Source organism: Catellatospora sp. NPDC049133 (assembly GCF_040648455.1).
GTDB lineage: Bacteria > Actinomycetota > Actinomycetes > Mycobacteriales > Micromonosporaceae > Catellatospora > Catellatospora aurea.
Window position 1 is genome coordinate 93814 of the sequence record NZ_JBEZDT010000009.1, and the last position, 21967, is coordinate 115780.

General features: G+C 70.7%; 22 protein-coding genes. 9 read left to right on the top strand and 13 right to left on the bottom strand.

Annotated elements, in window-relative coordinates; genetic code table 11:
• Positions 1-61 precede the first annotated feature (61 nt).
• On the top strand, positions 62-748 hold the full coding sequence (locus tag AB0B35_RS12450; protein ID WP_361044154.1) for a methyltransferase domain-containing protein: 687 nt from the start codon (positions 62-64) through the stop codon (positions 746-748).
• A gap of 15 nt (positions 749-763) precedes the next feature.
• Here the strand turns inward: AB0B35_RS12450 and AB0B35_RS12455 are convergent, their stop codons facing one another.
• The 3 genes from AB0B35_RS12455 to AB0B35_RS12465 form a co-directional block, all read right to left on the bottom strand.
• A complete protein-coding gene (locus tag AB0B35_RS12455; protein WP_361044157.1) occupies positions 764-1345 on the bottom strand; it encodes a dihydrofolate reductase family protein in 582 nt (193 codons plus the stop codon).
• 67 nt (positions 1346-1412) lie between these two features.
• Positions 1413-2252: a helix-turn-helix domain-containing protein gene (locus AB0B35_RS12460; RefSeq protein WP_361044160.1), complete on the bottom strand. Its 840-nt coding sequence runs from the start codon at positions 2250-2252 to the stop codon at positions 1413-1415.
• A 50-nt stretch (positions 2253-2302) separates the two neighbouring features.
• On the bottom strand, positions 2303-2491 hold the full coding sequence (locus AB0B35_RS12465) for a hypothetical protein (protein ID WP_361044162.1): 189 nt from the start codon (positions 2489-2491) through the stop codon (positions 2303-2305).
• Between the two features lie 144 nt (positions 2492-2635).
• Between AB0B35_RS12465 and AB0B35_RS12470 the strand changes: the two genes are divergently transcribed.
• Positions 2636-3682 carry a TerC/Alx family metal homeostasis membrane protein gene (locus tag AB0B35_RS12470; RefSeq protein WP_361044164.1) on the top strand — a complete coding sequence of 349 codons (1047 nt, stop codon included), beginning with the start codon at positions 2636-2638 and terminating at the stop codon, positions 3680-3682.
• Between the two features lie 92 nt (positions 3683-3774).
• Positions 3775-4617: a potassium channel family protein gene (locus AB0B35_RS12475; RefSeq protein ID WP_361044167.1), complete on the top strand. Its 843-nt coding sequence runs from the start codon at positions 3775-3777 to the stop codon at positions 4615-4617.
• On the opposite strand, the gene AB0B35_RS12480 is transcribed toward AB0B35_RS12475, so the two are convergent.
• The 4 genes from AB0B35_RS12480 to AB0B35_RS12495 all read right to left on the bottom strand — a co-directional run bounded on the left by AB0B35_RS12480 (position 4574) and on the right by AB0B35_RS12495 (position 9752).
• Complete coding sequence (locus tag AB0B35_RS12480; RefSeq protein ID WP_361044169.1) at positions 4574-4975, bottom strand: hypothetical protein; 402 nt, start codon at positions 4973-4975, stop codon at positions 4574-4576. The two genes, AB0B35_RS12475 and AB0B35_RS12480, sit on opposite strands and share 44 nt — an antisense overlap.
• Before the next feature lie 19 nt (positions 4976-4994).
• Complete coding sequence (locus AB0B35_RS12485) at positions 4995-7625, bottom strand: glucosidase (protein WP_361044172.1); 2631 nt, start codon at positions 7623-7625, stop codon at positions 4995-4997.
• 144 nt (positions 7626-7769) lie between these two features.
• Positions 7770-8786 carry a glutaminase A gene (gene glsA / locus AB0B35_RS12490; protein WP_361044174.1) on the bottom strand — a complete coding sequence of 339 codons (1017 nt, stop codon included), beginning with the start codon at positions 8784-8786 and terminating at the stop codon, positions 7770-7772.
• 132 nt (positions 8787-8918) lie between these two features.
• A complete protein-coding gene (locus AB0B35_RS12495; protein ID WP_361044176.1) occupies positions 8919-9752 on the bottom strand; it encodes an SDR family oxidoreductase in 834 nt (277 codons plus the stop codon).
• A gap of 180 nt (positions 9753-9932) precedes the next feature.
• Here AB0B35_RS12495 and AB0B35_RS12500 point away from each other — a divergent pair, with 180 nt between their 5' ends.
• Complete coding sequence (locus AB0B35_RS12500; protein ID WP_361044178.1) at positions 9933-11393, top strand: cryptochrome/photolyase family protein; 1461 nt, start codon at positions 9933-9935, stop codon at positions 11391-11393.
• A 9-nt stretch (positions 11394-11402) separates the two neighbouring features.
• Here the strand turns inward: AB0B35_RS12500 and AB0B35_RS12505 are convergent, their stop codons facing one another.
• The 3 genes from AB0B35_RS12505 to AB0B35_RS12515 form a co-directional block, all read right to left on the bottom strand.
• On the bottom strand, positions 11403-11702 hold the full coding sequence (locus tag AB0B35_RS12505) for a DUF3040 domain-containing protein (RefSeq protein WP_361044181.1): 300 nt from the start codon (positions 11700-11702) through the stop codon (positions 11403-11405).
• Between the two features lie 119 nt (positions 11703-11821).
• A complete protein-coding gene (locus tag AB0B35_RS12510; RefSeq protein WP_361044184.1) occupies positions 11822-13243 on the bottom strand; it encodes a cytochrome P450 in 1422 nt (473 codons plus the stop codon).
• 131 nt (positions 13244-13374) lie between these two features.
• A complete protein-coding gene (locus AB0B35_RS12515; protein ID WP_361044187.1) occupies positions 13375-14088 on the bottom strand; it encodes a DUF6766 family protein in 714 nt (237 codons plus the stop codon).
• 239 nt (positions 14089-14327) lie between these two features.
• Here AB0B35_RS12515 and AB0B35_RS12520 point away from each other — a divergent pair, with 239 nt between their 5' ends.
• The 3 genes from AB0B35_RS12520 to AB0B35_RS12530 all read left to right on the top strand — a co-directional run bounded on the left by AB0B35_RS12520 (position 14328) and on the right by AB0B35_RS12530 (position 17633).
• Positions 14328-14585 carry a hypothetical protein gene (locus AB0B35_RS12520; RefSeq protein ID WP_361044189.1) on the top strand — a complete coding sequence of 86 codons (258 nt, stop codon included), beginning with the start codon at positions 14328-14330 and terminating at the stop codon, positions 14583-14585.
• A 160-nt stretch (positions 14586-14745) separates the two neighbouring features.
• Positions 14746-15294, top strand: coding sequence for a hemerythrin domain-containing protein (locus AB0B35_RS12525; protein WP_361044192.1), 549 nt, complete (start codon positions 14746-14748; stop codon positions 15292-15294).
• Positions 15291-17633, top strand: coding sequence for a catalase (locus tag AB0B35_RS12530; protein WP_361044195.1), 2343 nt, complete (start codon positions 15291-15293; stop codon positions 17631-17633). The genes AB0B35_RS12525 and AB0B35_RS12530 overlap by 4 nt, the downstream gene beginning before the upstream one ends.
• Positions 17634-17692: 59 nt before the next feature.
• Here AB0B35_RS12530 and AB0B35_RS12535 read toward each other — a convergent pair whose 3' ends face one another.
• Together AB0B35_RS12535 and AB0B35_RS12540 are read right to left on the bottom strand one after the other, a co-directional pair.
• Positions 17693-18778 carry a glycosyltransferase family 4 protein gene (locus AB0B35_RS12535; protein WP_361044198.1) on the bottom strand — a complete coding sequence of 362 codons (1086 nt, stop codon included), beginning with the start codon at positions 18776-18778 and terminating at the stop codon, positions 17693-17695.
• 149 nt (positions 18779-18927) lie between these two features.
• The gene (locus AB0B35_RS12540) at positions 18928-19710 is read right to left on the bottom strand and encodes a hypothetical protein (protein ID WP_361044200.1); all 783 of its coding nucleotides are present in this window, start codon (positions 19708-19710) and stop codon (positions 18928-18930) included.
• A gap of 52 nt (positions 19711-19762) precedes the next feature.
• Here AB0B35_RS12540 and AB0B35_RS12545 point away from each other — a divergent pair, with 52 nt between their 5' ends.
• Positions 19763-20323, top strand: a complete 561-nt coding sequence (locus tag AB0B35_RS12545; protein ID WP_361044202.1) for a TIGR00730 family Rossman fold protein — start codon at positions 19763-19765, stop codon at positions 20321-20323.
• A gap of 53 nt (positions 20324-20376) precedes the next feature.
• Here AB0B35_RS12545 and AB0B35_RS12550 read toward each other — a convergent pair whose 3' ends face one another.
• Positions 20377-20973 (bottom strand): NAD(P)H-dependent oxidoreductase, encoded by a 597-nt coding sequence (locus AB0B35_RS12550; RefSeq protein WP_361044204.1) that lies wholly within the window; start codon positions 20971-20973, stop codon positions 20377-20379.
• A gap of 102 nt (positions 20974-21075) precedes the next feature.
• Between AB0B35_RS12550 and AB0B35_RS12555 the strand changes: the two genes are divergently transcribed.
• Complete coding sequence (locus AB0B35_RS12555; RefSeq protein ID WP_361044206.1) at positions 21076-21924, top strand: helix-turn-helix domain-containing protein; 849 nt, start codon at positions 21076-21078, stop codon at positions 21922-21924.
• The last annotated feature ends 43 nt before the right edge of the window (positions 21925-21967 follow it).

A 21967-nucleotide genomic window follows, 5' to 3' on the forward strand; every position in this document is an offset into this window, starting at 1 on the left:
CGGACACGCTGTGAGCGAACGGGGACAGCCTCCGGGCGGTCCCCTGCCTAACCTCGATCGTATGGGGACGGAAACGACAGCCGCGTACGACGCGCATGCCGACTGGTACAACGACTTCATGTCACCCACCGCGGGCGACTACCTGCGCCGGGTGCACGCCACGATCGCCGACCTGCTCGGCCCCGGCGACGGCCTCTGCCTCGACGTGTGCTGCGGCACCGGCGCCCACGCCCCTGCCGTGGCCGACCTCGGCTGGACCCCGATCGGTGTCGACCTGTCCGCCGGGCAGCTACGCCACGCGATGCGCCGGCTGCCCGTCGTGGTAGCCGACGCCGCGGCACTGCCGTTCGCCGACGCGTCGCTACCGGCCGCGGTATGTGTGCTGTCCAGCACCGACGTGCCCGACTACGCCGCAGTGGTCCGCGACATCGGGCGGGTGTTGCGGCCCGGCGGCCGGTTCGTGCATCTGGGCGTGCACCCGTGCTTCATCGGCGCGTTCGCCGACTGGAGCGGCAAGCCGCGCGTCGTCGTCGACGAACGCTACGCCGAGCGCGAGCACACGTTCCAGACCTGGAACCCGCACGGCGTACGGGCTCGCGTCGGCGGCTGGCACATCCCGCTCGCCGACCTGCTCAACGCAGCCATGGCGGCCGGCCTGCGCCTGGAACGTGTCACCGAAACCGGCGGCGGACCCGTCCCCGACCTGTTCGGCTTCGTCGCTGGCAAACCGGCTCCGCGCAGCCGCTGAGGCCGGTGCCGACGGTCAGCGGCGCACCCGCCAGCTCAGGTGTAGCACCCGGTTGCCCTGGATCACCACGTCCGGGTCCTCCAGCAGGTGCTGCGCGTGGACCGACCCGAAGAAGCGCTTGCCGGACCCGAACACGACGGGCACGACGTCCATGCGCACCTCGTCGACCAGGCCCGCGGCGAGCATCTGGCCGCCGACGTCGCCGGCGGCGACCTCGACTATCCGGTCACCCGCGAGCTTCTGCGCCTTGGCCATCGCCGCCTCGACGCCGTCGACGAAGTGAAACGGCGCCTCGGGATCCCAACCTTCGGGCGCGGGCCGGTGCGTCACGACGACCACGTGTTCGATGCCGCTCGGCGGCTTGCCGTCCCAGCCGGCGGTCATGTCGAAGACGTGCCGGCCGGCAACGGTCACCCCGATCTGGTCCCAGTACGGCCGGGTGTAGTCGTAGGACGTCTGCGACACCTTCAGGAAGCCGCTTTCGTCCAACGGGACGTCACCGCTGGACAGCCATTCGAACAGCGGTCCGGGCTGGTCGTCGTCGTCGGCGATGAAGCCGTCCACCGACACCGAGCTGTACATGACCACCTTGCCCACGGGGCTCTCCTCTGCACTGGGTTGCCCCGAAAGTTACCGTGTCGCGAGCCGGCGCTCTTGTAAGAAATCAATCGGCGGGCAGCGGCCAGCCGTCCAGCGCGTGGCCGGGATGTTCGCGCAGGAACCGCCGCCGGACTTCGACGTACCGGGTCGGTGTGAGGCCGGTGAACTCCCGGAACTCGTGGCCGAAATGGGCCTGGTCGAAGTAGCCCGCACCACCGGCGAGGTCGCCCCAGTCGACCGGCCCGGCCGGGTCGATCGCGAACACGGCGGCGGTGAAGCGGTAGGCGCGAGCCAGCCGCTTCGGCGTGACGCCGATGAGTTCCTTGAACCGCTGAGCCAGATGAGTGCTGCTGACACCGGCTGCCACGCTCAGGTCGCCGATCGCCACCGCTCCGCCGGCCGCCGCGATGACCCTGCTCGTATGGCGGACCAGCCCCAGGCCGGTGGTCTCGCACAGCCGTCGCATCAGCTCCTGCTCCAGCAGCGTCAGCATCTCGTGCGGTCCGTCCGCGGTGGCCAGCCGGTCTCGCAACTCGGCGACGGCGGATCGGCCCCAGACCTGTTCCATCGTCACCGGCCGGTCACACAGTTCGGTCGCGGGCATCGGCAGGAACGGCGCCAGCCCCCACGGCTTCACGTGCACGCCGACCGACCGGGTCCGGGGCGGGTAGCCGAACTCGAACGCGCGGGTGGGCGTGGTGATAACGCACCCGTCGGCGTACTCCGCCGTCTCGGTGTCAGTGCCGGCGCGGATGCGGAACGGCGCCCCGAGGTTGACGATGAGCAGCGCCCCGGGCATCGGCGGCAGCATCAGCCGGGCGTACGGCGGCGCGCCCGCCAGGTAGTAGAGGTCGTCGATCAGCCCGTCCAGCGGCGGTCGCGGCACTCTGGACACGTACTCCATGCCCACAGCATCGCCGACGCCTGTCGGCACCGCGCGCCCGGCCGCGGGCGTCAGCGGTGCCCGGCCGGACCCATCAGTGCCAGCCCGGCGACGATCGCGCACGCCAGCAGCAACAAGGTGAGCACGAATTCGATCATCGTCGGCGCCTCCCTCGCAAACGCCTGCCTTCCTCCACGATCACCGGTTCGCCCGGCCCCGGCAACCACATCAGCCTCACCTGTCACCCTCAGCGAATTCACAGGTCGAGGCGGTATCGTGACCTCTCGAGGGGAGTACCTCGACAGACCGCTCCGGTCATTACGGCCGGCCGCCCGGCCCCGGACGGTCGCCCGCGTCTTGCGCGGGTGAGGGAGACCTCAGACGCACACGTCTGGAGTCTCGTCATGCCCGTCGACACCTCTGCCGCTCCCCTGGCCACCATCGGCACGCCATGGCTGTGGGCGGCGACCGTCCTGATCCTGCTGGGCCTGCTCGCCGTCGACTTCGTGATAACCCGCAGACCGCACGCGGTGAAGATGCGCGAGGCGGTCGGCTGGACCGTGTTCTACCTCGCGCTGCCGGTCGCGTTCGGCTTCTTCGTATGGTGGCGCTTCGGCGGCACACCGGCCGTGGAGTTCTTCACCGGATACGTGGTCGAGAAGTCCCTGTCGGTCGACAACCTGTTCGTGTTCATGCTGCTGCTGGCCGCGTTCGCGGTTCCCGCGCAGCTCGCGCAGCGGGTGCTGCTGTACGGCATCGTCGGCGCGCTCGTCCTGCGGGCGATCTTCATCGCCGCCGGCGCGGCCGTGCTGCAGACCGGCACCTGGGCGTTCCTGCTGTTCGGCGGCGTATTGCTGATCACCGCGGCGAAGGTGCTGCGTGACGCGCTGCGCGGCGGCCAGCACGCCATCGACATCGACAAGATGCGCAGCGTACGGCTGCTGCGCCGGTTCATGCCGGTCACCGACGAGTACCACGGCTCGCGTCTGACGGTGCGCCGCGACGGCGTGCGCGCCCTGACGCCGATGGCGCTGGTCGTCGCTGCGGTGTTCATGACCGACGTGGTGTTCGCCGTCGACTCGGTGCCCGCCGTGTACGGCGTCACCGAGGACCCGTACCTCGTCTTCGCGACCAACGCGTTCGCGCTGCTGGGCCTGCGTGCCCTGTACTTCGTGCTGCACAACGCGCTGAGCAGCCTGCGCTACCTCAACCACGGCCTGGCGCTGATCCTCGCGTTCATCGGCGTCAAGCTGGTGCTGCACTGGGCGCACGGGGTCTGGCCGGCGCTGCCCGAGGTGCCGACGCTGCTGTCGCTGGCCGTCATCATCGGCGTGCTGCTCACCGTCACCCTCGCCAGCCTGGCGGCCAACCGCCGCGACGCACGCGCCCTCGCCGCGGCCGCTCAGGACGACGTCGGCTCGTCCACGCAGGCCCCGGCCCTGCGAGGGTGATCCCGCGCCCGCTTGCGCCGCGGTCACAACACGCTGCGGCGCAGGCGGGCAGTTCCCCGGTGCGGCGAGCGCCGCGCGGCAGGATTCATGGTGTGAACACGACAGACGGCGACGTCGCAGCGGTGCCGGCACGCGGCCAGCCACGGAATGCGGCAGCCGCGGACAAGCTGGCGGAGTACGACCGCCGCGCCCGGATTCCGATCATCCTGTCCGCGGTGCTGCCGCTGATCATCGTTCCCGAGCAGGGCAACTGGGTCGCGGTCGTGGTCGGTGTCGCCTCGTGGATCGTGTTCGTCGTCGACTTCTTCGTCCACCAGCGGCTGCTGGTCGACTACCTCGGCACCCGCCTGGGCAAGTTCGACCTCGCGATCGTGCTGCTGACCGCGCCGTGGTTCCTGGTGTCCGGGGCGCATGGCGCCGGCTTCGTGGTGGTCCTCCGCCTGGCCAGGCTCGGCCGGCTCCTGATCGCCACGAAAGGCGTCCGGCGGCTGTTCGCCCGGCTGGGCAGGGTCGCGCTCGTCGCCGGAGCGGTCCTGTTCGTGGGCGCGGCCATGGCCTACTACGCCGAGCGGCCGACGAACCCGGAGTTCGCCACGTTCGGCGACGCGCTCTGGTGGGCGATCGTCACCCTGACCACGGTCGGATACGGCGACATCGTGCCCATCACCACCGCGGGCCGGATCGACGGAACGGCCATCATGCTCATGGGTGTGGCGCTGCTCGGCCTGCTCGCCGGTTCGCTGGCCAGCTTCTTCGGCCTACAGCCTCAGCAGACGAACAACGGCGACACCACCGCGAACGACGCGGTGCTGGCCGAACTGGCTCACCTACGCGCCGAGGTGAAGGAGCTGACCGGGCTGCGGGAGCAACTCGCCGTGCTCACCCGTCACCTCACCACGAAACCGGAGGCCCCACCGGGCGCCGAGCCCGACTGATCCTCTCAGCTCGTCGGCGTGCCTGGCTGAACAGGACGAGGTTGTCCCTGGACCACTGCACGCGGGACGCCAGCTCGTCGCAGAACCCTTCGGCCGCCCGGGTGCGCTGCGGCTCCAGCCCCTTCCCGGCGAGCACCCGCAGTCCGGCCTCGGGCACCGCCCGCGCCCACCTGGCCGCCCCGGATTCGCCGGGGATGAGGCCGAGAACCTCCTCGCCGTCGACCACCCCGTAGGGCTGCGGCACACAGGTGAACCCGACACTGTGCAGATGCTCCAGCAGCGCATGCACCGTCGGTGTCCACCACCCGGAAGGACGGTGGACCCGGTCGCCGACGAGTCTGATCCGCTGCTGCGCCACGGCTCGACTCTAGAGCTCCCTAGCGCTGCCGCCGGTCCGCGCGGCCGAGGATCAGGTCGGCGACCAGGGCAGTCCAGCCGGTCTGGTGGGATGCGCCGAGCCCGGCGCCGTTGTCGCCGTGGAAGTACTCCGGGTAGATGAGGCGGTCGCGCCAGTCCGGGTGGGTCTGCAGCAGTTCGGTGCCGCCGTACAGCGGCCGCCGGCCGTCCGCGCCGCGCAGGAAGATGCCGATGATCCGCTCCGACAGGTCGGCGGCGATCTCGTTGAGGTCGCGGCGCACCCCCGAACCGGTCGGGTACTCGAAGGTGGCCGAGTCCTCCAGGAAGTCGCCGAACTGGTGCAGCGCCCCGATCAGCAGGTAGTTCACGGGCATCCAGACCGGGCCACGCCAGTTGGAGTTGCCCCCGAACGCGCCGGTCGTGGACTCGGCCGGTTCGTAGCCGACGCTGAAGCGCCGCCCGTCGAGGTCGACGACGAACGGTTCCGCGGCGTGCACGCGGGAGATGCTGCGCAGGCCGTACGGGCTGAGGAACTCGGCCTCGTCCAGCATCCGCGACATGATCGGCGCGAGCTGGTCCATGGTCACCATCGACAGCAGCCGGTGCCGGTCACCGGTGCGGCTGATCCGATTCTCGCCGACGACCGCGGCGTACTCCGGCTTGTGCCGCAGGAACCAGTTGAACCGTTCGACGAGGTCCCGCTGGTGGCCGAAGATCCCCTCGCGCCAGGTCACGGTCGCCAGGAGCGGGACCAGTCCGACGATCGAGAACACCCGCAGCGGGATCGGCTCGCCGCCGCCGACCCGGATCGTGTCGCAGTGGAAGCGGTCCTTGTCGCTCCACAGCGACTGCGCCGACGCGCTGATGTACGCGAAGTGCTCGAAGAACTTGGTCGCCACGTCCTGGTACACGGGATGGCGGGCGGCGAGGCGGGCGGCGATCTCCAACAGGTTGGCCGCGTACATCGCCATCCAGCCGGTGCCGTCGGACTGTTCGAGGCGGCCGTCGACGGGCAGCGGCGCGGACCGGTCGAAGGGGCCGATGTTGTCCAGGCCGAGGAACCCGCCCTCGAAGACGTTGCTGCCGTCGGCGTCCTTGCGGTTGACCCACCAGGTGAAGTTGAGCATCAGCTTGTGGAAGACGCGTTCGAGGAAGTCGAAGTCCGCGCCGCCGTCGAGGTCGAACACGCGCAGCGCCGCCCACCCGTGCACCGGCGGATTGACGTCGCCGAACGCCCACTCGTACGCCGGGATCCGGCCGTCGGGATGCATGTACCACTCGCGCGTGAGCAGGAGCAGCTGCTGCTTGGCGAACGCCGGGTCGACGCGGGCGATCGCGACGCAGTGGAAGGCGAGGTCCCAGGCCGCGAACCACGGGTACTCCCACGGATCGGGCATCGAGATCACGTCGGCGGCGGCCAGCTGCCACCACGAGCGGTTGCGTCCGGTCAGCCGCTCGTCCGGCGGGGCGGGGGTGGTGCGGTCGCCGCTGAGCCACTGCCCGACGTCGTAGCGGTAGAACTGCTTGCCCCACATCAGACCGGCGATCGCGCCGCGTACGACCCGGGCCTCTTCCTCGGTCGTGCCGGACGGGACCAGGTCGGCGAAGAAGGCGTCGGCCTCGGCCCGCCGGTCGTCCATGACCTTGGTGAAGCCGGTGCCGAGGTCCGTGGACGCTTCGGCGGGCTGCGCCAGCCGCAGCCTGATCTGCCGGGACTGGCCCGCCGGGACGTCGAGCACGTAGTGCAGCGCAGCCTTCGTGCCGGTCATCGCCGGGTTGACCGTGGCCGCGCCGTGCACGACGTGGTCGTTGATGCCGTCCTTCGGGTACGCCGAGCGGCCCGGCACGTTCCACAGGCGCTGCGTGTTGGTCTCGTTGTCGCAGAACAGCGCCGTCGGCGCACCGTCGCCGATCAGCTCGACGGTGCCGAGTCGGGCGTGCTCGGCGGTGAGGCGCCCGCCGCGGCCGGTGATCGTGGGAACGTCGTCGTGGTCGGGGCGGCCCCAGGCCCAGGTGTTGCGGAACCACAGTGTGGGCAGGACGTGGATGGTCGCGGCGTCGGGTCCCCGGTTGGCAACGGTCACCAGGATGCACATGTCGGTCGGGGACGCCTTGGCGTAGTCGGCGGTGACCGACCAGTACCGGTCGTCGGCGAAGGCGCCGGTGTCGAGCAGCTCGAACTCCGGCTCGTGCCGGCCGCGTCGCGCGTTGACCTCGACGAGATCCGCATACGGGAACGCCGTCTGCGGGTAGTGGTAGCGCCAGCTCATGCGGGAGTGGGTGGGGGTGGAGTCCTCGTACCACCAGTACTCCTTGACGTCCTCGCCGTGGTTGCCCTCGGGGCCGGTGAGGCCGAACATGCGCTCCTTGAGGATCGGGTCCTGGCCGTTCCAGAGCGCGAGCGCGAAGCAGAAGTGCTGCCCGTCGTCGCAGATGCCGGCCATGCCGTCTTCGTTCCAGCGGTAGGTCCGCGACCGGGCGTGGTCGTGCGGGAAGTACGTCCAGGCTTCGCCGGTCGCGCTGTAGTCCTCGCGCACCGTGCCCCAGGCGCGTTCGGACAGGTACGGTCCCCAGGCGCGCCAGGGCAGCTCCCCGGAGTCGGCCTGCGCGAGCCTTCGCTTTTCCGAGGGTACGTCAGATTCAGACACCATCTGCCCATCATCGGGATCGACGGGGCGTGGGCAGACTGGTTTCGCTCTTTGCGTAAGTCGAACGGCGAGCGCCTCTGGACGATCGGGATGTGGAGCGGGCGGTGAAGTTCAGGGCCAGTTCCAGAGCGACGTCCGCGGGCGAGCTCAGCCGGCACCGCGGTCTCCTTCCGGTACGGCGGCGTCGGAGGCGAAGATGCTGAGTCCGAGCGCCCTGGACAGGTAGGCGGTGGCGAGCTGCCCGCGCACGCTGTTGCCGGCCGGGTCCAGGCGCGGGGCGAACGTGCCGATGCCGGCCTTGCCGGGCGAGACGGCCATGATGCCGCCGGCGACGCCGGACTTGCCGGGCAGGCCGATGTCGAACAGCCACTCGCCGGAGCGTTCGTAGAGGCCGTTGGTGGCGAGCACGGCGAGGGTGTCTCGGCATACGGTGGCGGAGACGACGCGGCGGCCCGTGACGGGGTTGACGCCGCCGTCAGCGAGGGTCGCCGCCATCACGGCGAGGTCCTTGGCGGTGACCAGCAGCGAGCATTGCCTGGTGTAGACGTCGACCACTTCGAGGGGGTCGACGTCGACGCGGTGGTAGCTTTCCAGCAGCCGGGCGATGGCGCGGTTGCGCTGGTTGGTTGCCGCCTCGGAGCGGTAGACGTCGTCGTCGAGATCCAGGGGGCGGCCGGCGAACGCCGACAGGCCGGTCTTGATCGCTTCCCACTGCTCCCCCGCCGTGCCGCCGGGTATCAGCGCGGTGGTGGCGATGGCGCCCGCGTTGACCATGGGGTTCATCGGGTGGCCGTCGTTGAGTTCGATCGCGATGACCGAGTTGAACGCCAGGCCGGTGTTGTTGACGCCGATGCGGGCCATGACCTGTTCGTGGCCGAGGTTGTCGCAGACCAGGGCGTACACGAACGCCTTGGAGATCGATTGGATGGAGAACGGGACGTCGGTGTCGCCGACGGCGTGCAGCCCGCCGTCGACCTCGGCGACGGCGACCCCGAACAGCTCCGGGTCGGCCTTGGCCAGTGCCGGGATGTAGTCGGCGACCTCGCCGCCGCTGCCGCGCAGCGCGAACCGGTAGGCGTCGTCGACCAGCACGTCGACCTGGTCCCTGCCGGGCAGCGCGCCCGTCGAGGCACGTTGGCCGATCTCCTCCAGCCCGACGATCACCGGATGCCCCTGAGCCTGGTTGAAGCGGCGATGGCGTCCAGAGCCTAATCCCGCCCAAAGGACTATTCACCCCAAACAGTCAAGGTGGGCAGCAGAATTCGCACGTTCGCTCGGCGGCGGCGGCAGCCCCGCTCAGAGGATGGGTTTTCCGCCGGTCACCGGGATCATCGCGCCCGAGATGTAGCTCGCCTCATCCGAGGCCAGCAGCACGAACACCGGGGCGACCTCCTTGGGTTCGCCGGGGCGGCCCAGCGGGGTGTTCTTGCCGAACTCCGCGACGTGCTCCGGCGGCATGGTCGATGGGATCAGCGGCGTCCAGATCGGGCCGGGAGCGACGCTGTTGACCCGGATCTTCCGGTCGCCGAGCAGCTGCGCCAGGCCTGCGGTGAAGTTCGCGATGGCGCCCTTGGTCGTCGCGTAGGGCAGCAGGGTCGGGCGGGGCATGTCGGAGTTGACCGAGGCCGTGTTGATGATCGACGCGCCCTCCCCCAAATGCGGCATCGCGGCCTTGACCAGCCGGAACATCGCGGTGATGTTCAGGTCGAAGGTGTGCTGCCACTCCTCGTCGGCGATCTCCTCGACGGTCTCGTGCGTCATCTGGTACGCGGCGTTGTTGACCAGGACGTCCAGCCCGCCGAGCTCGCGTACCGCGGTGTCGATGAGGGCCTCGCACTCCTCACGCCGGGACAGGTCCCCCGGAACGAGCACGGCCTTGCGTCCGGCCTCCTCGACCAGCTTGGCGGTGTCGCGCGCGTCGTCGTGCTCGTTCAGGTAGCCGATGACCACGTCGGCGCCCTCGCGGGCGAACGCGATCGCGGTGGCCCGCCCGATCCCGCTGTCGGCACCGGTGATCACCGTACGTTTGCCCGGCAGACGGCCGCAGCCACGGTAGCTGTCCTCGCCGTGGTCGGGTTTGCGGCGCATCGCCTCAAGAGTGCCGGGAGGCTGCTGCTGTGGCTCGGACATGGTGACCACCTCGATCCCGTTGCTGTCTCCAGGCGATACGTGCCCGGCCCCAGCCCGGCCGAAACTCCCGACGCGTGACCGGATCCGACGGCGTGCACCACCCGGCCGAAGCCGCGCCACGGGATGGCCCATCACGGCCAAATGCGGCCGATCGTCGTTCCGGGCCCGGACAATCGCAGCATGCGCCGCTGGCTGTTCGCCGATCAGCTGGGACCGCATTTCCTCGACGACGCCGACCAGCCGGTGCTGCTCATCGAGTCCAAGGCGGTGTTCCGCCGCCGCGCCTTCCACCGTCAGAAGGCGCATCTGATCCTGTCCGCACTGCGCCACCGCGCCGCCGAACTCGGCGAGCAGGCGCGGCACCTGCGCACGGAGACCTACCGCGAGGCGCTGGCCAAGGTGCGCGAACCACTCGACGCCTGCCATCCCACGTCGCGTGCCGCCCGGCGGCTGCTGCGCTCGACCGGGGTCACCGTGCACGGGCCGCGGGGCTTCGTCACCAGCCCGACCGAGTTCACGGCCTGGGCCGACGGCCGGCACCGCCTGCGGCTGGAGGACTTCTACCGCCACGCCCGGGTCCTGCACGACGTCCTCATGGACGGCGACGAACCTGCCAGCGGCCGGTGGAACCTCGACGCCGACAACCGCGAGCCGCCCCCGGCCGGCGGCCGCCTCGACGTGCCGCCTCCGCCGCTGCCGGTCGAGGACGACATCGACGCGCAGGTGCGCGCCGACCTGGACCGCTGGCAGGCGGAAGGCATCGTGTTCACGGGCCGCGACGGGCCGCGGCTGTTCCCCGTCACCCACGCCGAGGCCACCGTCCGGCTGCGCCACTTCGTCGAGCACCGGCTGGCGGCTTTCGGCCCGTACGAGGACGCGATGCTCGCCGGCGACCCGTGGCTCGCGCACAGCGCGCTGTCCGCGCCGCTCAACCTGGGCCTGCTCGACCCGCTCGACGCCGTCCACCGCGCCGAGGCCGCTTATCGTGCCGGACGGGTCCCGCTGGCCAGCGCGGAAGGTTTCATCCGCCAACTGATCGGCTGGCGTGACTACATCTGGCACCTGTACTGGCGGCTCGGCGAGCAGTACCGCGCCACCAACAAGCTCGCCGCCCGCCGCGCCCTGCCGCGCTGGTTCGCCGACCTCGACGCCGACGCCGTGCAGGCGCGCTGCCTGTCGGACGTGCTCGCCGGGGTGCGCGACCGCGGCTGGGTGCACCACATTCCGCGGCTGATGGTGCTGGGCAACTACGCCCTGCAGCGCGGCTGGCAGCCCGCGGAGCTGGCCGGGTGGTTCCACCGCAACTTCGTGGACGGCTACGAGTGGGTGATGACCGCCAACGTCGTCGGCATGAGCCAGTACGCCGACGCGGGCGCCATCACCACCAAGCCGTACGCGGCCGGCGGCGCCTACCTCAACCGGATGAGCGACTACTGCGGCGGCTGCCCGTACGACCCGCGCCGGCGGCTGGGCGACGACGCCTGCCCCTTCACCGCCGGATACTGGGCGTTCCTGGACCGCAACCGGCAACGCCTGCACGGCAACGTGCGGCTGGCCCAGCCGCTGCGCCAACTCGACCGGCTGGCCGACCTGGACGCCGTCGTCGAGCAGGAGCGCCGGCGCGGCTCCCGCGCGCCCTGACCTCGGCCGTCACCCACCGGGGCCGGGCGGCACCCGCCCACGCAGGCCCAACTGCACGAAGGCGCTGGCGGCGAGCATGAAAAGCATCAGCACACCGGCGTACGCGATGCCCGCGACCACCGCCACGACGAGCGCGACCGCGAGCCCGGCCAGGACCGCGAGCGACCACCACAGCAGCGGGCGCCGAGCGCCCGGCTCGTCCGGTGGTGGCCCGTGGTCGCTCATCGACGTCGCGAAGTCCGGGTCGTCGCGGGCGAGTTGCTGCTCCATCTCCCGCAGCCGCCGGCGCTCGTTCGGAGTGAGTGCCACGGCCACCTCCCGCAGTGCCGAGGGCCGCCGGCAGGGATGTCGACCGTCTGTGCGCAGGGACTGAGACGTTTCCACCGCCGACTTCGATCAAACCTGCCGCGCCCGGCCGCTCGCCGCCGCTACGCCGGGGTGACCGTGAATCCGAGCCCGGTGTGCCCGAGGGTGTACGGCAGCGGCAGGTCGGCGGCGATCTTGGTGCGGGCGTGCAGCCGGAGGTCGTGCCCGCGCAGCAAGGCGGCCAGCGCGGCCGTCACCGTCTGCAGGACGAGGTTGCGCCCCGGGCAGGCGGCGGGACCGGCGGAGAACGGGATCAAGGTCGTGCCGGTAGCGGCTTCGCCGTCGAGCCACCGGTCGGGCTGGAACCGGTCGGCATCGGGCAGGTGCTCGCCGTCGCGGTTCAGCAGCGCCGAGAAGATCACGAAGGAGGTGCCGCGCGGCAGGGAGGTCTGGTCCCACACGGTCACCGCGGTGCTCTCCCTCAGCACGGCCAGCGTGGTCGGCCACAGCCGCACCGTCTCCAGCACGCACGCGCTCAGGTAGGGCAGCATCGGCGGCCCGGCCGGGTCCCAGGCGGCGAGCTCCTCACGTACCTGCCGGCGCTGGGGTGCGTGGGTGGACAGCAGCGCCAGGGTCCGGAACGCGGTCGCGCCCGCGGCGTCGAACGCGAACAGCCAGTGCGGCACCTGGCCGTACGGGTCCACGTCGGGCGCGACGTCCTGCTGGGCCAGCAGCCAGGCCAGGCTGCCGGGCTCGGCCAGGTCCAGGTGCGTGGCCAGCCGGAGCCGGAACCGGTGGAACAGCACGTGGCGACGGGGGCGCAGGTAGGCCCAGTTCGCGTCGCGGCGCAGCGCGTCGAGCAGGGCGATGAGTGCGACGTCGTCGCGGGCGTCGTCGCCGAGCACGATCCGGCGGACCAGCCGCCAGTACGCGGCGGCGAAGTCCCGCCACTCGATCCGGCCGGGTCGGCTCAGCAGCGGCGTCATCTCCTGCTGTGCGACGGTCGTGATGACCGCGGCGAGGCGGTGCACGGGCAGGTCGGTATCCAGGACGGCCTCGTTGAGGGCACGGCGGCGGGCGCGCAGCGGCCCGTCGGAGATCAGTACGCCGGTGGGCTGGAAGTGCGACAGCGCCGCCCGCTTCTCCACCGTCGCCGGGCTGTAGGGCACCGGCGTGCCGTCGAGGACCCGGTCTGCCGCCTGCGCCGACAGCAGCATCACGACGTCGCGGCCGGGGGTCCGCAGGGCGAGCGCGTCGGTGTCGTAGCGTTCGCGCAGGCGCTGCAGCAGCCGTACGGCTCGCCGGTCGCCGTCCAGTGCGGCGACGGCGGCCACCGCGGCGGGCCGGCGCAGCACCGCGCCCTGGGCGAGCGCCGGCACGCCCACCATGGCGAGCACGCGCGCGGTGTCGAGTGCCGACGCCGCTGCCAGTCCGGTGCGCACCCTGGCCCCGGCCGGGCCCAGCACGCCGTCCTGCGCGGGCGGCTGTGCCGACAGGCTGCTCCTGCGGCGCCGGCGGCGTTCGGGTTCGGTCTGGTACGGCATCGGCCACCTCCGGTGGATTCGACGTCGTTCACCATCCTGGCCGAATCCGGTACGCCACGCGCCGAAACCGCGAAGTGCCGACCCGCCCACCGCCCCGGCCGAGGTGTGCCAGGGGTGGCTGTGGCCATGACCTACTCGCCGGTCTGCCGGTGCGGGGCGGTGACGGCCTTGGACTCCGGCGAGCCGTGCTGCCGCAGGAAGATGCTGAGCACGATGAGGGCGCCGACGGCCAGGAACTCGCTCTGCCAGTTCTGCATCGACTGGAACCAGAAGTCCGAGCTGCGAAGAAACTCCAGGGTGCCGACGGGCGGCCGGCCGCGCAGCGCCTGCTGCTCGTTGTATTCGGCGGCGCCGCCGACCGCGTGGCTCAGGAACGACAGGGCGAAGAAGCCGAGCAGCACGATCGCCAGGCTGTTGCGGTAGAGCAGCTGGGTGAGCCCATGCCCGCGCGACGGTCGCGGCGACTCGTCCGTGGCCCTCGAGGGGTCGTCCTCGGGGCGGTCCTTCTGGTCGGGCTTCTTGGACTCCGCCGAGCCGCGCTGCACCAAGTATGCCGTGAACAGGACGTAGGCGCCCATCTGGAGGAACTCCGACTCCCAGTTCTCGAACACCGCTTCGGCGAAGTGCCCGGTGCTCAGGTAGTTCCAGTACGAGTCGGCGGCTCGGCCGTACTCGGCCAGCTCCTCGTTGCGCACCTGCCAGCCGAAGACACTCTGCAGGACGATGAAGAGGATGAACGCCCCGAACATGGCCACCGACAGCGCGTTGTCGGCCAGCCATCGGCCGCGTCCGCCACCGGTGGGCCCCTGTCCGGCGTGGGCCGATCCGGTTGGCTCGGTCGTCATGGGGATCCCTCCCACCCCGCGTCAGCGCCGCTGCCTGCACTGGTCCGGCGAGGTAGTACCCCCGTACGGCGGAACAATGCCGAGCCGGTGTCCGTCAGCTAGGTGTTCCGCCCGAGAAAGGCGACCGTGTCCGCTTGCGGCCGGGACCGTGTCGCGTTTGAGCGGTGCCGAACGGGGAAAGGCCAGGGCTGCGCCGAACGCCGCGTCCGTGGACGCGGATCCGCCCTCGGGAGGCCGAGATGTCGCATGTGACGCTGCTTCAGGTAGTTCGCGAAATCGGGTGGCCGCTGCTGCGGTGCCAGTCCGCTGACACCTTGCCCGACGCTGAGCTGCGGCGGGAACTGGCCAACACGCACGCGCTCTGTGACCTGGTCAGCAAACAGGGTTTGCCGCGTGACCGCGAGATGTTGAAGTTGCGCCTGGCCGAGCTGGATGCCGAGTATCTGCGCCGCTTCCCTGCCGCCCGCGTGTCCTGGCCGTGGCCGCGCGACAACTGATCAGCGCACTCGCCGGGCAGCGCAAATCAGCAAATTGAGGTTTTGTCGGATCTTCCAGTGGGTAGCTTGACTTCTGACATTTCTTCCGGTTTTGCCTTCTTGAACCCGCTTAGCCGACGGCCTACGACCGCTCACGGTCGAGGTGGACGGAGCACCGCACATGAGAACAGCCCAGCAAGACGTGATCGACACCCTGCTCGGACAGCATCAACAGGTGAAGATGCTGTTCGCTCAGGTCGAGGCCGCGGACGGTGATCATCGACAGGAGCTGTTCACCGAACTGGTCGGCACGCTGGCGCTGCACGAGAGCATCGAGCAGCTGCTGGTCCACCCGCTGGCCCGACAGGATCTGCCCGACGGACGGCAGGTGGTGCCGCCGCGCCTGGCCGAGGAAGAGGACGCCAAGCAGGCGCTGTCGGAACTGTACGAACTCGGTGTGACCCATCCGGACTTCGACCGCAAACTCGCCGCGCTCCGCGACGACGTCACGGCCCACGCCGAGGCCGAGGAGGAGCTGGAGTTCAACCGTCTGCGCAAGGTGACCGAGCCCGACGAGCTGGCCCGGATGGCAGCGGTGGTCACGCACGCGCAAGCGCTGCTGGTGGACTCCGAGCAGGGGCGCGGTGCCCTGGCCGCCCCTCCCGACCAGGTCTTCGACCGGGTCAGGGACCTGTTGGGCAAAGCCGACGGCAGCGAGGTTCAGCGATGAGCGAGCAGGGCAGGCGAGCAGCCAAGAAGGCGGCGAAGACCCCCGCGGCCAAGACTCCCGCGGCCAAGGCCGCCAAGTCGGCCAAGGCGACCGCGGCGAAGAAAGCCCCGGCGAAGAAGGCTCCGGCGAAGAAGGCGGGGTCGCGTTCGGCGCCGGCAGCCGTGGCCGAAGCGAAATCGCGAGCCGACCGTGCCGCCGCGGCCGCGGCCGCTCCCGGTGGCGACGCCAAGGTGGCGCAACTGGACCCGCACCGCATCATCAAGGTGGACACCGAGCTGACCACCGACCAGGGCATCGGGGTCGAGGACACCGACAACACGCTGCGCGCCGGCCCGCGAGGGCCGAGCCTGCTGGAAGACTTCCACTTCCGCGAGAAGATCATGCGCTTCGACCACGAGCGCATTCCCGAGCGGGTCGTGCACGCCCGCGGCTCCGGCGCGCACGGCTACTTCCAGCCATACGACGCTGGCCTGGCCGAGTACACCGCGGCGCGGTTCCTCACCAACCCCGGCACGCGCACGCCGGTCTTCGTGCGGTTCTCGACCGTACAGGGCTCGCGGGGCTCGACCGACACGCCGCGCGACGTACGCGGGTTCGCCGTGAAGTTCTACACCGACCAGGGCAACTTCGACCTCGTCGGCAACAACATGCCGGTCTTCTTCATCCAGGACGGCATCAAGTTCCCTGACATCATCCACGCGGTCAAACCCGAAGCACACCATGAGATGCCGCAGGCCGCCTCGGCCCACGACACGTTCTGGGACTTCGTCACCCTGCAGCCCGAGACCATGCACCACGTGATCTGGCTGATGTCGGACCGGGCCATCCCGCGCAGCTTCCGCACGATGCAGGGCTTCGGCGTGCACACGTTCCGGCTGGTGGCCGCCGACGGCACCCGCACCTTCGTCAAGTTCCACTGGACGCCGATCGCGGGCGTGCACTCGCTCGTCTGGGACGAGGCGCAGAAGATCTCCGGCAAGGACCCGGACTTCAACCGCCGCGACCTGTGGGAGTCGATCGAGGCCGGCCTCTACCCGGAGTACGAGCTCGGCGTGCAGATCATCGCCGAGCGCGACGAGTTCGCCTTCGACGACATCGACCTGCTCGACTCGACCAAACTCGTACCCGAAGAGGTTGTGCCGGTGATCCCGGTCGGGCGGATGGTCCTCGACCGCAACCCCGACAACTTCTTCGCCGAGACCGAACAGGTCGCGTTCTGCGTGCAGAACATCGTGCCGGGTATCGACTTCACCGACGACCCGCTGCTGCAGGCGCGGCTGTTCTCCTACCTCGACACCCAGCTGACGCGCCTGGGCGGGCCGAACTTCGCCCAGATCCCGATCAACCGGCCGCTGGCCCCGGTGCGCAACCACCAGCAGGACGGCTTCCACCAGGACGACATCCCGCTCGGGCAAGCCAACTACCACCCGAACTCACTCGGCGGCGGCTGCCCGGTGGTGCCCGGCGCGGGCGGCGGCGGGTTCGTACACACACCCGAACACGTCGACGGGATCAAGGAACGCAAGCGGTCCGAGACGTTCTCCGACCACTACAGCCAGGCCACCCTGTTCTGGAACAGCATGGCCGCCTGGGAGAAGGAGCACATCATCGCGGCGTACCGCTTCGAACTGGGCAAGGTCGAGCACCGGCACATCCGCGAACGGATGGTCGAACACCTCAACAACATCGACCACCAGCTCGCGGTCGCCGTCGCGGCGGGCATCGGCGTCCCGGCCCCGAAACCGGGCCGGCCCAACCACGGCAAGATGTCACCGGCGCTGAGCCAGGCCGCCATGCCCGGCAGCACCGGCGTCGTCGGGCGCAAGGTCGCGGTGCTCGTCGCCGACGGCGTCGAAGGCGCCTCGGTCGAGTCGATCCAGGCGGCCCTGACCGAGGACGGCGCGGTCGTCGAACTGCTGGGCCTGGTCGACGGGGCGGTCACCACCGCGGCAGGCGACGCGCTGCCGGTCACTCGGGCGATGAACACCGTTGCATCGGTGCTGTACGACGCGGTCGTCGTCGCCGACGGCGAGGCGGCGGTGGATCAGCTGGTCAACGACGGCTACGCGGTCCACTTCGTCGCCGAGGCGTACAAGCACGCCAAGCCGCTGGCCGTGCTGGGAGTCGGGGACCGGCTGGTGCAGGCGGCGCGGCTGCCCGTGTTCGAGGCGTCCGACCGCATCGCCGGACCCGCGAGCAAACCGTCCGCGGGCGCGCTCGACGGTGTGGTGTTCCTGGCCGCCGGCGCCGACGCCGACGACACGTTCCTGACCGACCTGACGACCGCGATCGCCGCGCACCGCCACTACGACCGCCCGGTCGACGGCATCGCCGCCTGACGCACCTGCGAGACAGCGGCCGCTCGGGCTGCCGCCTCGAAGGTGCGACAAGTCGGCACTCACGCGAACAAGTCACCGGTGTGGCCCGTTGCGGCGCTTGCCACCGGGGCGGGCTGCCGCAGCGCGAGCGCGGCCCGGTACGCCTGCAGGTAGCCCAGCGCGGTCTGCTCGTCGCTGAAGTTGCGCACCACGTGCCTGCGGCAGCCGGCCGGGTCGAGTCGGGTCGCCGCACGCATCGCGTCCGGCAGCTGCCCGGGGTCGTCGCAGACGAACCCCGTGACGCCGTCGGCGACGACCTCGGGCACCGCGCCCGCGCGAAGCGCGACCACGGGCGTCCCGCAGACCATCGCCTCGATCATCACCATGCCGAACGGTTCCTCCCACTGCACGGGGAACAGCAGGCAGCTGGCGTTTGCCAGCAGTTCGCGCTTGAGGGTGGCGTCGGCGACACCGATCATCCGGTCGTTCGGCCCGAGCAGCGGCTCCACCTGCTCGGTGTAGTACTTCTGCTCGGCCGGTTCGGCGCACTTGCCGGCCAGGATCAGCGGCAGTCGGGCCTCGTGGGCGGCGAGTACGGCGGTGTGCGCGCCCTTGTCGGGGCAGAACCTGCCCAGGAACAACGCGTAGTCCTGTTTGGCGCGCTGGAACGGCCAGTCCCGGGGTCGCAGGCCGTTGTAGACGGTGCCGATCCAGTTGAGCTCCGGGGCGAGGGAGCGCTGCCTGCGGCTGATCGCCACGAGGGACAGGTCGAGGCCCAGCGTCCGGTAGAAGCCGCGCAGTTCGGAGTCGACCGGGCCGTGCACGGTGGCGACCGTGGGCAGCCCGAGCGCGTGGTACGCGGGGGCGTTGAGGGGACCCGCGAAGGTGTGGTCGTGGACCACGTCGACCTCACCGGCGGCGGCGAGGCTCTCCACCACGCGTCGGGTGAGCGACGCGTAGATGATCTCGGGTCCGGGTTCGCCCAGCCGTTCGGGGACGGCCTGGTCCCATACCTGCCGGAAGGTCGCCTGGGTGCCGTCGCGTCCGGCGCCGATCAGGGTCACGGTGTGCCCGAGTTCGACCAGCGCGTTGGACAGGTCGGCCAGGACGGCTTCGATGCCCCCGTACGCGGCGGGTGGGATGTCGAAGTAGGGCGGCGCCACCATTGCGATCTTCAGTGGATCGGTGGAGTCTGCTGCCGGGATGCTCTGCGGCTGCGGGAGTGATGCGGGCGATTTATCGCCCTCCACGAGTGTGTCTGTCACGCAGCGGCTGTATCCCGAATCCCGTGGATCATACTTTTTGCCCTGATATTTCACCCAGTCGTGTGGTTTGCCAGCCGACCAAGGCGGAATTCCTCGATCAGCTTTCGGGCGTGCGAATGGCCCTGACCGGCCAGCTCGTTCAACTCCGAGACCGCCGCGTCGGTGTCACCGGCTTCGGCGAGCAGCCGGGCAAGACTCCACAACGCCTGGCGGTCCCCACCGGCGGCCCGTTCACGTAGTCCGTCCACATCGTGCCGTTCCACCAGCCACGAATTGACCTGGCGGCCGGCGGCCCGGTCGCCGGCGTCCGCCATCGCGCGCAGTTCGTCCACGCGACCTGCCTGCCTGAGCACCGACACGATCTGCGACCGGGCGCCATGTTCGTGATCGGCCAGGCGGCTGAGGTCACGCAGGACGTCGAGCGCCTCGTCCACCGCGCCCTGGCGGACCAGGAGCGCCGCCAGCCAGTAACCCGCGGCGGGAAACTCCACCGACTCGGCCCTCAGCCGCGCCTGGTCGCCGCGCCTGACCAGCAGCTCCATCAAGGTCGCGAACGCCCGCCCGTCGCCGTCCCGGGCGAGATCACGCATGTCATCGAACCGCTCCCCGTCGACCAGGATGCCGATCAACCTGACGAAGGCGCACAGGTTGCCGTCGGCGACCTCCGCACGGAGCTCTCCCTCCCGTCCGGGCTCGGCCAACCCGGCCAGCGTCTGCTCGCAAGCAGCCGCCTGCTCGACCGAATCGTGCACGTAGTACCTGCGGTAATACGACCAACCCGCCCATGCGTCAGCGCGTTCCTGGTCATCGACATGCAGGGAGAGGACCGCCACCGGCACAGTGTCCCCCACCACGCCGGCCGACGATGTCCCCTACTGTCTGGCCATGACCCCGCCTGCACCGATGAACATCTGCGTCTTCCTGTCCGCCGGCGACCTCGACGAGCGCTACACCCGGGCGGCTCGCGAGTTCGGCGAGCTGCTCGGCCGTGCCGGTCACACCCTGGTCTGGGGCGGTTCCGACGCCGGCATGATGAAGGTCCTCGCCGACGCGGTGCACGCCACAGGCGGGCAGCTGGTCGGGGTGTCCGTGGAGTTCCTGCGCGCTTCTGCCCGGCCCGGCGTCGAGCGGATGACGTTCGCCAAGGACCTGTCCGAGCGCAAGGCGCTGCTGCTGGGCGCGGCCGACGCCGTGGTGGTGATGGTCGGCGGAATGGGCACGCTCGACGAGGCGACCGAGGTCCTGGAGCTGCGCAAGCACGGCCGCTACGACAAGCCCGTGGTGCTGCTGAACACCGACGGGTTCTACGACGGGCTGATCGTCCAGCTGCGGCGCATGGAGGCCGAGAACTTCCTGCCGCTGCTGCTGACCGAGCTGCTCCACGTCGCAGACACGCCCGCCGACGCCCTCGCCCATCTGGAGAAGACCGCGTCGGCGCACCGCTGAGCAGCCGACCGCCGGGCAGGCGGCCGCCCGGACGGATCCGGGCGGCCGCGTGTTCACGCCGGGTACGGGGCGGCGTCTCGGGCCGTACGCAGCGCACCCGCCCACCACACCAGCTTGTCCAGCATCGTCTTGGCGTGTCCGGCCGACTCCTGCGACACCGGGCGGTCGTCCTGCCAACCGGTGAAGTAGTTCGCGAAGGCCAGCCCGCCGACCGTGACGGCGTTGAGCTCGCTGAGCACGTTCTCCAGGTGCTGGGCCGCGTGGCGGCCACCGGCCCCGCCGCCGTAGCTGACCAACGCCACCGGCTTGGCCGTCCACTGCGTGAAATGCCAGTCGACGGCCGCCTTCAGCGACGCCGGATAGCTGTGGTTGTACTCCGGCGTGACCACGACGAACGCGTCCGCGCGGTCCAGCGCCGCGGTCAGCGGCGCCATGCCGGCCGGGCGGGGGTAGCCGTCGCCGGCGAACTTCGGCGGCATCGCGGGCAGTTCCAGGGGCAGCTCGACGTCGGCGAGGTCGACGACCTCCACTTCGAACCCGCCGTGCGAGCGCGCCTGCTCGGCGACCCACGACGCCACCACGGGGCCGAAGCGGCCCTCCCGGACACTGCCGACGATCACGACTAGCCTGTGCTTGCTTGCGTTATCCATGACCACCACCTTCGACCGGCGGCTCAGCGGCAGCCAGACCGTGCTCAGGCTGGCCCTGGCAGGGCCAGGCTGTCCCGGGCGACCCGGCCTAGACTTCCGATCATGGGGACACCTCTGGGCGATTTCATCCGCGCCAGGCGCGACAGCATCCAGCCCGAGCAACTCGGGCTCGCCGACCACGGCCGCCGCCGCTCGCCGGGACTGCGCCGCTCGGACCTCGCCGGACGGGCCGGCATCAGTGTGGAGTACCTGACCCGCATCGAGCAGGGCCGCGACCGCAATCCGTCGCTGTCGGTGGTGAACGCGATCGCCGACGCGCTCAGCCTGAGCATCGCCGACCGCACCCACCTGCAGCACCTCGCGAAGATCACCGGTGGCGCGTGCGCGGGCCGGACCCGCCCGGGTCCGGCGGCCCGGGTGGTGCGGCCCGGTGCCGCCGCGACGCTACAGCTGATGGAGCCGGGGATGGCGATCCTGACCAACGGGCTCGGCGACATCCTCGCCCACACCAGCGGGTTCGAGCTGGTCACCGCCGGTACTGGGCTGCTCGACGACGATGCGCCGAACCTGACCCGCTACGTGTTCACCGATCCGCGGGCGCGCACGCTGTTCCCCGACTGGAACACCGTCGCCGACGAGCTAGCCTTCGACCTGTGGAGCGGGCCGTCCCGCGACGCCGTCGAATGGTTCTCCGCCGACCTGGCACCCCTGGCCGGCCCGGAGTTCACCCGCCGGCTCAACCTGCACACGCCGCCGCCACGCGGCAGCCTGCGCGTCGACCACCGTTCCGGCCATCGGCTGCGGCTGGACCGCGAGACCCTGGAACTGGTCACCGACGCCCAGCGGGTGGTGGTGTTCCTGCCCGCCGACGCCGCCACGGCCGAGACCCTCGACCGGCTGCGCTCCGATCAGGGCCGGCACCGCCCCGGCGGTCTGCGGCTCGTCGCCTAGGAACTCGCCGCCAGCAGCGCAGGTCCATCGCTCTCGGCGGCCG

Coding starts and splice junctions, on each gene's coding strand:
- AB0B35_RS12510 (WP_361044184.1), bottom strand. CDS start 13,243: ATGCCGTACCAGACCGAACCCGAACGCCGCCGGCGCCGCAGGAGCAGC.
- AB0B35_RS12500 (WP_361044178.1), top strand. CDS start 9,933: ATGCGCCGCTGGCTGTTCGCCGATCAGCTGGGACCGCATTTCCTCGAC.
- AB0B35_RS12525 (WP_361044192.1), top strand. CDS start 14,746: ATGAGAACAGCCCAGCAAGACGTGATCGACACCCTGCTCGGACAGCAT.
- AB0B35_RS12535 (WP_361044198.1), bottom strand. CDS start 18,778: ATGGTGGCGCCGCCCTACTTCGACATCCCACCCGCCGCGTACGGGGGC.
- AB0B35_RS12550 (WP_361044204.1), bottom strand. CDS start 20,973: ATGGATAACGCAAGCAAGCACAGGCTAGTCGTGATCGTCGGCAGTGTC.
- AB0B35_RS12460 (WP_361044160.1), bottom strand. CDS start 2,252: ATGGAGTACGTGTCCAGAGTGCCGCGACCGCCGCTGGACGGGCTGATC.
- AB0B35_RS12495 (WP_361044176.1), bottom strand. CDS start 9,752: ATGTCCGAGCCACAGCAGCAGCCTCCCGGCACTCTTGAGGCGATGCGC.
- AB0B35_RS12515 (WP_361044187.1), bottom strand. CDS start 14,088: ATGACGACCGAGCCAACCGGATCGGCCCACGCCGGACAGGGGCCCACC.
- AB0B35_RS12450 (WP_361044154.1), top strand. CDS start 62: ATGGGGACGGAAACGACAGCCGCGTACGACGCGCATGCCGACTGGTAC.
- AB0B35_RS12485 (WP_361044172.1), bottom strand. CDS start 7,625: ATGGTGTCTGAATCTGACGTACCCTCGGAAAAGCGAAGGCTCGCGCAG.
- AB0B35_RS12555 (WP_361044206.1), top strand. CDS start 21,076: ATGGGGACACCTCTGGGCGATTTCATCCGCGCCAGGCGCGACAGCATC.
- AB0B35_RS12530 (WP_361044195.1), top strand. CDS start 15,291: ATGAGCGAGCAGGGCAGGCGAGCAGCCAAGAAGGCGGCGAAGACCCCC.
- AB0B35_RS12545 (WP_361044202.1), top strand. CDS start 19,763: ATGACCCCGCCTGCACCGATGAACATCTGCGTCTTCCTGTCCGCCGGC.
- AB0B35_RS12470 (WP_361044164.1), top strand. CDS start 2,636: ATGCCCGTCGACACCTCTGCCGCTCCCCTGGCCACCATCGGCACGCCA.
- AB0B35_RS12520 (WP_361044189.1), top strand. CDS start 14,328: ATGTCGCATGTGACGCTGCTTCAGGTAGTTCGCGAAATCGGGTGGCCG.